Source organism: Allobosea sp. UC22_33, from assembly GCF_042700715.1.
In the GTDB taxonomy this organism is placed as follows: Bacteria; Pseudomonadota; Alphaproteobacteria; order Rhizobiales; family Beijerinckiaceae; genus Allobosea.
The window spans coordinates 1,532,075-1,544,719 of the sequence record NZ_CP170556.1 but is presented as its reverse complement, the minus strand read 5'-3'; the positions used below and the strand labels follow the sequence as shown (position 1 = coordinate 1,544,719).

Sequence of the window (12,645 nt, the reverse complement as noted above, 5' to 3'; positions counted from 1 at the left end):
CACCGCTTCGCGCTGCACCGCGCACGGGATGACAGCGCGCCCCGGCAGGCGCTACCGTCGCACCAGCATGCGCCCGCTCCTCCTGTCGATTCTGGCTGCCGTCACGCTCGCCCTCGCGGGCTGCGGCGCCGATTTCGATACCGACCAGATGCGGCTGTGCCGGCAGGCGATCCCGCCGCTCAATCCGCCGAATGCCCGCATCGAGATCGAACGGACCACCAAGGGCCCCGTGCCGCGCGCGCTCAGGCTGTTCTACCGGGTCCAGCTCGGCGACGGTCTGTCGCGCCATCGCAGCATAGACTGCCTGTTTGCCGGCGAGGGCAGCGGGCCGAGCCGCGGCGCACTGGTCGGCATCGCCTCCGACGGGCGGCCGATGGCCGATGCGAGCTTCTACCTGCTGCGCCGCTTCTACCTGGAGGACCGGGCATCGCCGCCGCCGGACCCGGCAGAACCGGAGACCGAGAGCCTGCCGGCGATTCCCGCCGGCCTCGCTTACGGCCTGCAGCAAGGCCTGAGCGCCCTGCCCTCGGCCGCGATCTACGGCATGCTCGCCGCGGCCTATGCGCTCGTCTACGGCCTGACCGGACGGATCATCCTGAGCTTCGGCGAATTCGCGGCGCTGGGGGCGCTCGCTTCCGTCGTCGGCGTCGCGCTGCTGCTCTCTCTTTCGGTCTCGACGCCGATCTCGGGACTGGTCGTCGCCTTCGCCGTCGCGATCGCCGTCTGCGCCCTGCACGGCTTCGCCATGGGGCGCTTCGTGCTGCGCCATCTCGAACGCGGCACGGGCCAGCAGATGCTGATCGCCACGATCGGGCTCGCCATCGCGATGTCGGAATATCTCCGGCTGGCGCAGGGGCCGGAGCTGCGCTGGTTGCCGCCGGTCTTCAATACGCCGATCCCGCTCGCCCATGCCGGCAACTTCGTGGTCACCCTGAACCCGCTCGCGCTGGCGCTGGCGACCATCGGGCTCGGCGCCACCCTCTGCGTCGTCCTGCTGATCCGGCGCACGGCCTATGGCCGCGCCTGGCGGGCGGTCTCGGACGATGCGAAGACCGCCGCTCTGTTTGGCGTCGATGCCCGCGCGGTCCATGATATCTCCGTCATCATCGCCTGCGCCTGCTGCGGCATCGCCGGCGTCATCGTCACCGCGATCTACGGCGGCATGGGCTTCGCCGGCGGTTTCTCGCTCGGCCTGAAGGCGCTGGTCGCGGCGATCCTCGGCGGCATCGGCTCGGTCAGCGGGGCGGCGCTGGGCGGCCTCTGCATCGCGGCCTTCGAAGCGATCTGGTCGGCGACACTGCCGATCGAGCAGCGCGACCTCGCCGTCTATTCATTGCTCGCGATCGTGCTGATCTGGCGCCCCGGCGGCTTTTTCGGCGACGGCGAATTGACGCCGCGGCGCGTGTGAGGCCCTCTCCTTCGCCTGCGGACCGGAATCGAGACCCGAGCATGAGCGAGAGCTTCGCGATCACCCCCGAGGATATCGACGCCGCGGCCGGGCGGATCGCCGGGCATGTGCTACGCACGCCGCTGGTGCCGGCGCCGCGCCTCTCCGAACTGACCGGCGCGACCGTGCTGGTGAAGCACGAGAACATGCAGGCGACCGCTTCCTTCAAGGAGCGCGGCGCGGTCAACAAGCTGCTGACGCTCAGCGAGGCCGAGCGCGAGCGCGGCGTCATCGCGATGTCGGCCGGCAACCATGCCCAGGCTGTCGCCTATCACGCGAAGCGCTTCGGCATCCCGGCGACGATCGTGATGCCAGAGACGACGCCGCTGGTGAAGGTCGAGAACACGCGCGCCCATGACGCCCGCGTCGTGCTGCATGGCGAGACGCTTTCGGAAGCGAGCCAGAGGGCGCATGAACTCGCCGGCGTCGAAAAACTGACCTTCGTCCACCCCTATGACGACGCCGCCGTGATGGCCGGGCAAGGCACGCTGGCGCGCGAGATGCTGACGGAGGCCCCCGATCTCGACATGCTGATCATTCCGCTCGGCGGCGGCGGGTTGATGGCCGGCAACGCCGTCGCCGCCAAGGCGATCAAGCCGGGCATCGACCTGATCGGCGTCGAAGCCGCGCTGTACCCCTCCTTCTTCAATGCCGTGCACCAGCAGGACAAGCCGATCGGCGGGCCGACGCTGGCCGAGGGCATCGCGGTCAAGACCGTCGGCCAATTGACCCTGCCGGTGATCTCGGCCCTCGTCAGCGACATCGTGCTCGTCGGTGAGGACCTGATCGAGCGCGCCGTCAACGCCTATGCCAGCCTTCAGCACAGCCTTGCGGAAGGCGCGGGCGCAACCGGGCTCGCCGCCATGCTGAAGGAGCCGGAGCGCTATGCCGGCCGCAAGGTCGGGCTCGTGCTCAGCGGCGGCAATATCGACACGCGCCTGCTCGCCGCGATCATGGTGCGCGAGCTGGAGCGCGACGATCGTATCGTCGCCTTCCGCCTGACCACCAGCGACCGGCCGGGCCTGCTCGGCCGGATCGCGAGCCTGCTCGGCGAGGAAGGCGCCAATATCCTCGAGGTCAGCCATGGCCGGCTCTTCCTCGACGTGCCGGCCAAGGGCGTCACGCTCGACGTCACGGTGGAGACGCGCGGGGCGGCGCATTCGCGGGGGATCGAGGATGCCTTGGCCAAAAACGGCTTCGCGCCGCGACGGATTCTGCCGCGCGGTCTTGCGGAACCGGCCCGCTGATCAAACATTATCCAGCGGGCACGCATTTCGCGCGCCGATGGAGGATTGAAGTCCCGATGAGCGAGACCCGTTATGGCCAGCCGCCGATCACGGCACTGGAGCCGCGTCCCTACCAGAACGTCAGCGGCGTTCTCGGGGCACGACTGTTCGCCTGGCTCGTCGACATCGTCGTGCTGTTCTTCCTGGGCGGGCTGGTCGTGTTCCTGCTGGGCTTGCTTGGCGTCGTCACCTTCGGCGCGACCTGGCTGTTGATCCCGATCGCCACTGTCGCGACCGCGCTCGGCTATGCCGCGCTGACGATCGGCGGGCGCAAGCAGTCGACCTGGGGCATGCGCGTCGCCGGCCTGAGGGTCGAGACCGCGACCGGCGGGCGCCCCGATGGGTTGGCGGCGGCCGTGCATGCGCTGCTGTTCTATGTCGCGGCCGGCACCTTCCTGCTCTGGCTCGTCGATGTCGCCTGCGGCTTTGCCCGCGAGGACCGGCGCATGGGCCACGATCTGCTGACGGGGCTCGTCATCGTTCGCGCCTGACCGGTTGAGCCAAGTCAAAAGACCGCGAATCCACGTCTGATCGGCCGCGCCGCGCTTGTTGCCGGTGCGGCCGATGTTACATTGGGAGTCGGAAGCTTCCGGGGAGCCTGCCGACGTGACGCGCCCATTGCGGGATGCCCCGCAATTCTACCTGACCTCACCGACCACGTGCCCCTATCTGCCCGGGCGCGAGGAGCGGAAGGTGTTCACGCATCTCGTCGGCTCGCGGGCGCGTGAATTGAACGACGTGCTGTCGCAGGGCGGCTTCCGGCGTTCGCAGAGCATTGCCTACCGCCCCGCTTGCGAGACCTGCCGCTCCTGCGTTTCCGTCAGGGTCCGCGTCGATGATTTCCGGATGTCGCGCGGCTTCCGCCGGGTGCTCGCCCGCAACACCGACCTGATCGGCGAGGCGCTGCCGCCGCGGCCGCGCTCCGAGCATTATTCCCTGTTCCGCTCCTATCTCGACGAACGTCATCCCGATGGCGGCATGGCGACGATGTCGGCGCTCGATTTCGCGATGATGGTCGAGGATACCCATGTCGAGACCAGCCTGATCGAATATCGCCGCCGCGGCCCCGATTCCGGCTTCACCGGCCGGGGCGAAGGCGATCTCTTCGCGATGGCGCTGACCGATACGCTGAGCGACGGGCTGTCCATGGTCTATTCGGTCTACGATCCCGGGCTGGAATTGCGCTCGCTCGGCACCTTCATGGTGCTCGACCATATCGCCCGGGCGCGTCGCCTCGGCCTGCCCTATGTCTATCTCGGCTACTGGGTCGATGGCTCGCCCAAGATGGCCTACAAGGCGCGCTTCCTGCCGCAGGAGCGCCTGATGCCGCAAGGCTGGGAGCGCGTGGATCGCAACGATTCAACCGATTGAAACGCATCAGCGTCGCGCGGAAAATGCGCTTGCCGCGCATCGTTCCTCCCGACACTGTAGCGGCAACGGCCATGGCGGCAGAGCCAGGCGACAGGGGCCGAACCGGAGGAATGATGAGCCAGGAACTGACCGACAGGCTGGAGCGCTGCTACACTGGCATCATTCACGATACGATGCGGGCGATGGGCCTGACGGATTTCGTCCTGCCGCCGGAACTGCGCCCGCTCCTGCCCGGCCAGAAGCTGGCCGGCCCGGCCTTCACGGTCGAAGGCAAGACCGGCGAATTCGATGCGCATGAGACGCTCCTGGGCTGGACCGGCCTGCTCTCGGCCGCCAAACCCGGCCATGTCTGGGTCTGCCAGCCCAATACCAACGAGATCGCGCTGATGGGCGAACTCTCGGCCGAGACGCTGAAGAACAAGGGCGTGCGCGGCTGCGTCATCGACGGGCTGTCGCGCGACACCGAATTCATGGTCGAGATGGGCTTCCAGGCCTATTTCAAGGCCTATACGCCGCGCGACATCGTCGGCGCCTGGCTGCCCAAGGCGGTCGACGAGCCGATCAAGATCGGCGAGGTCTGGATCCGGCCGGGCGACTATATCCTGGCCGATCGCGACGGCGTCGTCCGCATCCCCGCCGAGATCATCGAGGAGGTTCTGGAGAAATCCGAGACCGCGATCACCGCCGAGAACAAGGTCCGCACCGCAATCCTCGCCGGCACCGATCCGCAGCAGGCCTATCTGCAATACGGCAAGTTCTGACGCGATCCCTCCTTCGAAGGGCGGCTCCTCATGACCCACGATCCGCGCCTCATCCTGCTCGATCCGCGCGACAACGTTCTCGTCGCGCGGGTCCGGCTGAAAGCCGGCGAGATGGTCGAGACCGGCACCGGCCCCGCCGCGCTCGATCGCGACATCGCGCTCGCCCACAAGGTCGCGCGGCGCTCGATTGCCGCCGGTGAGAAGATCCTGAAATACGGCGCGCCGATCGGCGTCGCGACCGAGGCGATCGCGCCCGCCGCGCATGTCCATGTCCACAACATGCGCAGCGACTACACGCCGACCTATCATCTCGAAGACGAACGCAAGGCGGGAGCCTCGGCATGAGCACGATGCGCGGCTATCTCCGGTCCGACGGGCGCAAGGGCATCCGCAACACCGTCGCGGTCGCCTATCTCGTCGAATGCGCCCACCATGTCGCACGCGAAATCGCCCTGCCCTGGCGCGAGGAAGGTGTCCACGCCATCGGCTTTCCCGGCTGCTACCCCAACCCCTATGCCGAGCGGATGATGGAGCAGCTCTGCACCCATCCGAATGTCGGGGCGGTGCTGCTGGTTTCTCTCGGCTGCGAGAGCTTCAACAAATACGCGCTGGAGCGGGCGGTGCGCGCCTCCGGCCGGCCGGTGAAGACGATCATCATCCAGGGCACCGGCGGCACCCGCGCCTCGATCCGCGAGGGCCGCGCCTGGGTCGAGGAGCAGCGCAACCTGCTCGACGCGCAGGAGACCGTGCCGATGGCGGTCTCCGAACTCGTGGTCGGCACGGTCTGCGGCGGCTCGGACGGCACCTCCGGCATCACCGGAAACCCTGCGGCGGGACGCGCCTTCGACCAGCTCATCGCGGAAGGCGCAGCCTGCATCTTCGAGGAAACCGGCGAATTGATCGGCTGCGAGCACATCATGGCGGCGCGCGCGATCACGCCCGAACTCGGCGCCGAACTGGAGAAATCCGTGGCCAAGGCGGCGCGCTATTATGCGACGCTGGGCTACGGCTCCTTCGCCGCCGGCAATGCCGAGGGCGGGCTTTCGACCATCGAGGAGAAGTCGATGGGCGCCTATGCCAAGTCCGGGGCCTCGCCGATCTCCGGCCTGATCAAGCCTGGCGACGTGCCGCCGCATGGCGGGCTCTACCTGCTCGATGTCGTGCCGGATGGCGAGGTCCGCTTCGGCTTCCCGAACATCAACGACAATGCCGAGATCGCCGAACTGATCGCCTGCGGCGCGCATTGCGTGCTGTTCGTGACGGGGCGCGGCTCGGTCGTCGGCTCCGCGATCTCGCCGGTGGTGAAGATCTGCGCCAATCCCGAGACCTATCGCCGGATGGCGGAGGATATGGATGTCGATGCCGGCCGCATCCTCGAAGGCCGCGCCGGGCTCGACGAAGTCGGCACCGAGATCCGCGATCTCGTGGTCTCGCTCGGCCAGGGCGGGCGGACGAAATCGGAAGAGCTCGGCCATCAGGAATTCATCCTGACCTACAAGAGCTTCGAGCCGCTCGGCCCCGCCTGCCTGCCCGCGTAAGTCAGGGCGCGTCACGAAGCCGCTTCCGCCAGTCGAGCGGATTGGCTAAGCGTCGGTCCATGACAAGGGCGAGAGGACAGATGAGTTGGCGGAGGAGCGTGATCACGCTCGTCGCCGTCTATGTCCTCGTCCTGCAGACGACGCTGATCGCACTTGCGGCCGGATTGTCGGCGCAGCCTTCGTCCGGCCTGGTCCACCCACTCTGCGCGCCCGGCCAGACGGCACCGTTCGATCCGGCGCCAGACAGCGGCAGCGCGAAGCTGCCTGATTGCTGCGCGACGCTCTGCCTCTCGGCAGCGATCGCGTTGCCGCCGACATCCCCCGCCACCATCCTCGTCGCGCGTCCGCCGGTGCTCGCTTTCTCCGGCAATCTGCCGGGGAAGCAAGTCTCGTCCCCGTCCGCACCGGGTTACCCGCTCGGCGCCCGCGCTCCCCCTGTCCTGGCCTGAAGCCCTTCTCCCTTCAGCTCAGACCAGGATTTTTCCATGACAACCGTCTCAACGGCAGCAGCCGCGCCCGAACGCGCGGTCCGATCTGCCGCATCGCTCTATCGCGCCGTGTGGCGCTGGCATTTCTATGCCGGACTGATCACCCTGCCCTTCCTCATCCTGCTGGCGGTGACCGGCGGGCTCTACCTGTTCCGCGCCGAGATCGACGGCCTGATCCATCGCGACGTCAAACGGGTCGAGGCCCGCGCGACGCGCGAGCGCCCGCCCAGCGAGATCGTCGCGCAGGCCGCGAAGGCCTTCCCGGGTCAGGCCGTGAAATACATCCCGCCCGAAACTGCCACCGCTTCGGCCGAGGTCACGATCCGCGACGCGGCAGGAACCCGGATGGTGGTCTATGTCGATCCCTACGACGCCCGCGTGCTCGGCCAGATCCCCGACAAGGGCACGGTGATGTGGGTGATCCGGCAGGTCCACAGCCTGGCCTATTTCGGGCCGATCGCGAATGGCGTCATCGAGATCGCCGGCGGCTGGGCGATCCTGCTGGTGCTGACGGGCCTCTATCTGTGGTGGCCACGCAAGCAGAGCGGCGGCGTGGTCACGGTGAGGGGCAAGCCGCGCCAGCGCGTGTTCTGGCGCGATCTCCATGCCGTGACCGGGCTCGTCGCGGGCGGCTTCATCCTGTTCCTGGCGATCACCGGCATGCCCTGGTCGGTGCTGTGGGGCAACAAGGTCAACCAATGGGCCAACGGGCATAATTTCGGCTACCCCGCCGGGGTCCGCGTCGCCGTGCCGATGTCGGACGAGCATCTCGGCCATGTCGCCCCGACGACATGGTCCCTCGAACAGGCGAAGCTGCCGACATCGCAAGCTGCAGGCGGCGAGCCGATCGGCCTGGATGCAGCCGTCGCGGCCTTCGATCGGCTGGGGCTGGCCCGCGGCTATGCGGTCAATCTCCCCGGCGGCCCGGGCGGCGTCTATACCGGCTCGGTCTATCCGAAGGACATGGCGCTTCAGCGCGTCATCCATCTCGATCAGTACAGCGGCAAGCCCCTGATCGACATGAGCTATGCCGATTACGGCCCACTCGGCAAAGCGCTGGAATGGGGCATCAACGTCCATATGGGCCAGGAATTCGGGCTGGCGAACCAGCTGGTGATGCTCGCCGCCTGCCTTGCCATCGTCCTGCTCTGCGTGTCGGCATTGGTGATGTGGTGGAAGCGCCGCCCGCAAGGGTCGCTCGGCGTGCCGCCACTGCCGGCGGAGAAGGCGACGCTCCGCGTCGTCGTCGCCCTGCTTGCCGTCGGCGGGCTCGTGTTTCCGCTCGTCGGGCTGTCGCTCATCGTCATGGTGATGATCGACGCTGTGCTGGTAAGAAAATTGCAACCTATGAGTGCATAAATTGAGAAGCCTGCCTCACCCGAGCAGCAGGCTACCCACGGACTGGACAACGGGGCGTCATTGCCCCGTTGTCCAGAAAAGAACGTTATCGCCTTAAGAGTAAATCAAGCCGGACCTGCGCAGAGTGCCGCCATTGCTTTGCCGTGGGGGCCCTCATGCTGCGTAACCTGACCCGAATGCCGGCGGACATGTCGTCGGATTCGCGCCGGCAGCTTCTCCATGCCGTCACGGACCTGTTCCTGCTCGACAACGACCCGAACGAGGCCGTGAAGGAGCATTACGGCGAGATCGCAGCCGGCTCGCTTGGCCATCTCGGCGACGAGGACCGCAAGGGCTATGCCGATCGCGTCGCGGCCATGCCGACCCTGCCGCATAACGTCGCGGTGACGCTCGGCGGCGACAGCAATGCCGAGGTCGCGCGGCTGGTGCTCTCGCTGTCCCCGGTCCTGACCGATACCGACCTCGCCGCCATCGCGGTCAGCCAATCTCAGCAGCATCTCGTCGCCATCGCCGAGCGCGCGCGCCTCTCCGAGGGCGTTACCGACATCCTTGTCGAGCGCGGCGACCAGAAAGTGCTGCATACGGTCAGCGCCAATGAAGGCGCGGCTTTCTCGGATCGCGGCTTCGACCGGTTGCTCGAACGCGGCGAGGGCGATGCCACCATCACCGGCGCGCTTGCCCGCCGCTCCGATCTTGCGCCGAACCGCGTCCAGCGCGTACTGAGGATCGTCGAGCAATTCTCCGATGGCGGCAGCGCCGCGCCCGCCACGGACGCCAGCGTCTCCCTGGCCCGGCAGGCGCGCCAGCAGCGCCTGGAGGTCAAGCTCCTGCTCTCCGACCTCGCCGCCAAGGTGCGCGAGGTCGATGACGTGCTGATCATGCTCGCCGACGAGGACCGCGCCTATCACCTCTCGCAGGTGCTGGCGGAGATCTCCGGCATCTCGATCGAACAGGCGTTGCGCGTGCTGATGCAGCGCGATTCCAGCGGCATAGCCGTTGCTTGCCGTTCGCTCGGCATCGGCGCGACCGCCTTCCGCGCCATCCTGCAATTGCGGGCGCGGCGGCTCTATTTCTCCTCGCGCGACGTCGACGACGATGTCGATGCCTATGACAAGCTCGATCTCGCAACGGCAGAACGGACGCTGCGCTTCCTCAAGCTCAGGACCAAGATCGCCTGAGGCGCAGCCGAGCTCGGCCACAAAACCGCGACATTCGCCCCGCTCCATGCTAGCTTCCGACGGGGCGCGCTGTCGCGAGGATGCTTTCGACGTGAGATTTCCGCTTCTTTCCGCCGCGACGTTCGCAGCCCTGCTCGGCGCGAGCGCGTCAGTGCAGGCACAAGCGATCCTGCCTCTGTCCGGCTTTGCGCCGCTGCCATCGTTCGCATGGGACCGCCCCAGCCTCTCGCCGAAATGGGAGGGGTCCTATGCCCGCATCTCATCGGGCTTCCAGGTCACCAGCAGCAAGCATATGCGCACCAGCGCCGGCCCGACGATCGGGCTGGAGGCGGGCACGATGCTGCGCGAGGGCAATTTCGTCTATGGCATCGCCGGCGCGATCGACTACATGCCGGCTGTAGGTGGCTACGGCTACCCGAGCTTCGGCAACGTCGCCTATACCCGCGACTTCGCCGGCGCCTTCAAGGTCAAGGCCGGCGTGCTGGTGACGCCGGACGTGCTGCTCTACACGACGGTCGGGATGAGCGCGGCCAACGAGACCTGGCGCTTCGGCGCGACCGACTTCTCCTCGCCGTTCAGCCGCAGCAGCATCGCGGTGCGGCCCGAGGCGCGGGCCGGCGTCCAGTGGGCCGTCACCGACAAGCTCACGATCGGGCTCGAAGCCGGCATCATCGGGCGGGAAATCCGCTGAGGATTTGATTCAGGCGGCTGCGGGATTGATTCCGGTTTTTGCGGCAAGCCCTTGATCTGGCGTCATTCTCGGGTTTGCCCCCGGGAATCTCCTGCGGAGAAGGCGCTGGTCAAGAGATGCTCGGGTCAAGCCCGAGCATGACGCGCGTGCCAGGCTCTTACCCTCCGAACGTATTGCTCTTCGGGAAGCCCTTGGGCGGCAGGCGGCCGGCTTCGGCGCGGTGGCCGAGCCATTCCAGGAGATCGGCCTGCGTCACCGTCCAGGTCCGGCCGGAGGTATCGAGCCAGGTCAGGCCATCAGCGAGGTTGAAAGTCCTGGCGTCCGAGAGGCCGCCATCCTTGTAGCGCTGCAGGCGCACGCCCTTGCCCCGGCCCATCTCCGCCACTTCCGAGATCGGGAAGCAGAGCAGCTTGCGGTTCTCGCCGATGATCGCGACATGGTCGCCATCGGCCGGCACCGCCAGCACCGCGACATGCGTGCCATCGACATTGAGCACCTGCCGTCCTTTGCGGGTATTGGCGACGACATCGTCGGCCGGTGCCACGAAGCCCCTGCCCTCGCTCGTCACCATCAGCAGCTTGGAGCCCGGCTTATAGGGGAAGGCGGAGACGATCTCGGCCGTCTCCTCCAATTCGATCATCAGGCGGAGCGGGTCGCCGAAACCGCGGCCGCCCGGCAGCTTCGAGGCATCCAGCGTGAAGACCTTGCCGTTCGAGGCGAGCACCAGGACCTTCGCCGTGGTCTCGGTGAAGAAGGCCGTCTGGAGCGCGTCGTCGCCCTTGAAGGAGAAGCTCGACTTGTCCTGGACATGGCCCTTCAGCGCCCTGATCCAGCCCTTCTTCGAGATCACGACCGTGACCGGCTCGCGCTCGACCATGGCCTGGGTCAGGTCGATATCGGTCGTCTCGGGCATGTCGGCGAAATCGGTGCGGCGCTTGCCGATCGCGGTTTCCGGACCGAAGGTCTTCTTCACCTGGCGGATGTCCCAGGCGATCGTCTTCCACTGCGTCGCCTCGGAGGCGAGCAGGCCTTCGACCTGTTCCTTCTCCTTGGTGAGTTCGTCGAGCTCGGTCTTGAGCTGCATCTCCTCGAGCTTGCGCAGCGCCCGCAGGCGCGTGTCGAGGATGGCGTTGGCCTGGATTTCCGTGAGCTCGAAATAGCGCATCAGTTCGATCTTGGGCTCGTCCTCCTCGCGGATGATTTTGATCACCCGGTCGAGATCGAGATAGACGATCAACAGGCCGCGCAGGATTTCCAGGCGCTTGTCGATCTGGCCGAGCCGGAAGCGCGAACGCCGCTGCAGGACATCGCGACGATGGTCGAGCCAGGCGCGCAGGGCCTCGGCCAGGCTGAGCACGCGCGGCACGAGCCCGCCGGTCAGCACGTTCATGTTCATCGAAATGCGCGCTTCGAGCTCGGAGAGCCGGAAGAGCGATTCCATCATCAGGTTGGGATCGACATTGCGGGCGCGGGGCTCGATGACGATGCGGATATCCTCGGCCGACTCGTCGCGCAGGTCGGCGACCAGAGGCAGCTTCTTGTCGTTGAGCAGCTCAGCGATCTTCTCGATCAGCCGGCCCTTCGAGACCATGTAGGGGATCTCGGTGACCACGATCTGCCAGGCGCCGCGTTCGAGATCCTCCTTCACCCAGCGCGCGCGGGTGCGGAAGGCGCCGCGGCCGGTGCGGTAGGTCTCCGCCATCGAGGTGCGGGTCTCGACGATGATGCCGCCGGTCGGGAAATCCGGGCCGGGCACGAAGGTCATGAGCTGCTCGGAGGAGGTCTCCGGGTGCTGGATCAGGTAGAGCGCGGCGTCGCAGAGCTCGGCCGCGTTGTGCGGGGGTATCGAGGTCGCCATGCCGACCGCAATGCCCTGCGAGCCGTTGGCGAGCAGGTTCGGGAAGGCGGCCGGGAGCACGACCGGTTCCTCGTCCTCACCGTTATAGGTCTCGCGGAAATCAACCGCGTCCTCGTCGATCCCGTCGAGGAGCAGGCGCGCGACCTCGGTCATGCGCGCTTCGGTATAGCGGTAGGCGGCGGCGTTATCGCCGTCGATATTGCCGAAATTTCCCTGTCCGTCGACGAGCGGATAGCGCTGGGCGAAATCCTGCGCGAGGCGCACCAGCGCGTCGTAGACCGACTGGTCGCCATGCGGATGGAACTTGCCGATGACGTCGCCGACGATGCGGGCGCATTTCTTGTGGACCTGGCCCGGATCGAGCCTGAGCAACCGCATGGCGTGCAGGATGCGGCGGTGGACCGGCTTCAGGCCGTCGCGCGCATCCGGCAGGGCGCGGTGCATGATGGTGGAGAGCGCATAGGCGAGATAGCGCTCTTCGAGCGCCGATTTCAGATCGATGCGCTCGGACTCGTCTTCCGGCGGCGGATCGACCGGTTTGCCCATGCTGCGTCAGCCCTCGTCTTGTCCAGAATTCGCGTGGTCTCTATGGCACAGCGCGAATCAGCCCGCCAGAACAATGCAGGTACGAAGACCCCGGCGCAAACGCAGGGACGGCCTTTTCGCGC

General features: G+C 67.1%; 12 protein-coding genes. 11 read left to right on the top strand and 1 reads right to left on the bottom strand.

Annotated features, from left to right (window positions below):
- Positions 1-28 precede the first annotated feature (28 nt).
- From ACFJGT_RS07365 to ACFJGT_RS07315, 11 genes are all read left to right on the top strand, one after another.
- Positions 29-1,408, top strand: a complete 1,380-nt coding sequence (locus ACFJGT_RS07365; RefSeq protein ID WP_377847392.1) for a branched-chain amino acid ABC transporter permease — start codon at positions 29-31, stop codon at positions 1,406-1,408.
- A 41-nt stretch (positions 1,409-1,449) separates the two neighbouring features.
- Positions 1,450-2,694, top strand: coding sequence for a threonine ammonia-lyase (locus ACFJGT_RS07360; protein ID WP_377847389.1), 1,245 nt, complete (start codon positions 1,450-1,452; stop codon positions 2,692-2,694).
- Positions 2,695-2,750: 56 nt separating this feature from the next.
- Positions 2,751-3,224: an RDD family protein gene (locus ACFJGT_RS07355; RefSeq protein ID WP_377847387.1), complete on the top strand. Its 474-nt coding sequence runs from the start codon at positions 2,751-2,753 to the stop codon at positions 3,222-3,224.
- A gap of 115 nt (positions 3,225-3,339) precedes the next feature.
- The gene (locus ACFJGT_RS07350; protein ID WP_377847385.1) at positions 3,340-4,104 is read left to right on the top strand and encodes an arginyltransferase; all 765 of its coding nucleotides are present in this window, start codon (positions 3,340-3,342) and stop codon (positions 4,102-4,104) included.
- A gap of 113 nt (positions 4,105-4,217) precedes the next feature.
- Positions 4,218-4,865 (top strand): RraA family protein, encoded by a 648-nt coding sequence (locus ACFJGT_RS07345; RefSeq protein WP_377847383.1) that lies wholly within the window; start codon positions 4,218-4,220, stop codon positions 4,863-4,865.
- A 30-nt stretch (positions 4,866-4,895) separates the two neighbouring features.
- Positions 4,896-5,210 (top strand): UxaA family hydrolase, encoded by a 315-nt coding sequence (locus ACFJGT_RS07340; RefSeq protein WP_377847381.1) that lies wholly within the window; start codon positions 4,896-4,898, stop codon positions 5,208-5,210.
- Positions 5,207-6,403, top strand: coding sequence for a UxaA family hydrolase (locus ACFJGT_RS07335; RefSeq protein ID WP_377847379.1), 1,197 nt, complete (start codon positions 5,207-5,209; stop codon positions 6,401-6,403). Before ACFJGT_RS07340 ends, ACFJGT_RS07335 begins: the two co-directional genes overlap by 4 nt.
- 80 nt (positions 6,404-6,483) lie before the next feature.
- Complete coding sequence (locus tag ACFJGT_RS07330; protein ID WP_377847377.1) at positions 6,484-6,852, top strand: hypothetical protein; 369 nt, start codon at positions 6,484-6,486, stop codon at positions 6,850-6,852.
- Positions 6,853-6,888: 36 nt separating this feature from the next.
- Entirely contained in the window at positions 6,889-8,250 is a 1,362-nt protein-coding gene (locus tag ACFJGT_RS07325) for a PepSY-associated TM helix domain-containing protein (RefSeq protein ID WP_377847375.1), read from the top strand.
- 188 nt (positions 8,251-8,438) lie between these two features.
- Complete coding sequence (locus tag ACFJGT_RS07320; protein ID WP_377847373.1) at positions 8,439-9,428, top strand: DUF2336 domain-containing protein; 990 nt, start codon at positions 8,439-8,441, stop codon at positions 9,426-9,428.
- Between the two features lie 91 nt (positions 9,429-9,519).
- Positions 9,520-10,119 carry an outer membrane protein gene (locus tag ACFJGT_RS07315; RefSeq protein ID WP_377847371.1) on the top strand — a complete coding sequence of 200 codons (600 nt, stop codon included), beginning with the start codon at positions 9,520-9,522 and terminating at the stop codon, positions 10,117-10,119.
- A gap of 157 nt (positions 10,120-10,276) precedes the next feature.
- On the opposite strand, the gene parC is transcribed toward ACFJGT_RS07315, so the two are convergent.
- A complete protein-coding gene (gene parC, locus ACFJGT_RS07310) occupies positions 10,277-12,523 on the bottom strand; it encodes a DNA topoisomerase IV subunit A (protein WP_377847369.1) in 2,247 nt (748 codons plus the stop codon).
- Positions 12,524-12,645 lie beyond the last annotated feature (122 nt).

Coding starts and splice junctions, on each gene's coding strand:
- ACFJGT_RS07340 (WP_377847381.1), top strand. CDS start 4,896: ATGACCCACGATCCGCGCCTCATCCTGCTCGATCCGCGCGACAACGTT.
- ACFJGT_RS07325 (WP_377847375.1), top strand. CDS start 6,889: ATGACAACCGTCTCAACGGCAGCAGCCGCGCCCGAACGCGCGGTCCGA.
- ACFJGT_RS07365 (WP_377847392.1), top strand. CDS start 29: ATGACAGCGCGCCCCGGCAGGCGCTACCGTCGCACCAGCATGCGCCCG.
- ACFJGT_RS07335 (WP_377847379.1), top strand. CDS start 5,207: ATGAGCACGATGCGCGGCTATCTCCGGTCCGACGGGCGCAAGGGCATC.
- parC (WP_377847369.1), bottom strand. CDS start 12,523: ATGGGCAAACCGGTCGATCCGCCGCCGGAAGACGAGTCCGAGCGCATC.
- ACFJGT_RS07320 (WP_377847373.1), top strand. CDS start 8,439: ATGTCGTCGGATTCGCGCCGGCAGCTTCTCCATGCCGTCACGGACCTG.
- ACFJGT_RS07355 (WP_377847387.1), top strand. CDS start 2,751: ATGAGCGAGACCCGTTATGGCCAGCCGCCGATCACGGCACTGGAGCCG.
- ACFJGT_RS07360 (WP_377847389.1), top strand. CDS start 1,450: ATGAGCGAGAGCTTCGCGATCACCCCCGAGGATATCGACGCCGCGGCC.
- ACFJGT_RS07345 (WP_377847383.1), top strand. CDS start 4,218: ATGAGCCAGGAACTGACCGACAGGCTGGAGCGCTGCTACACTGGCATC.
- ACFJGT_RS07330 (WP_377847377.1), top strand. CDS start 6,484: ATGAGTTGGCGGAGGAGCGTGATCACGCTCGTCGCCGTCTATGTCCTC.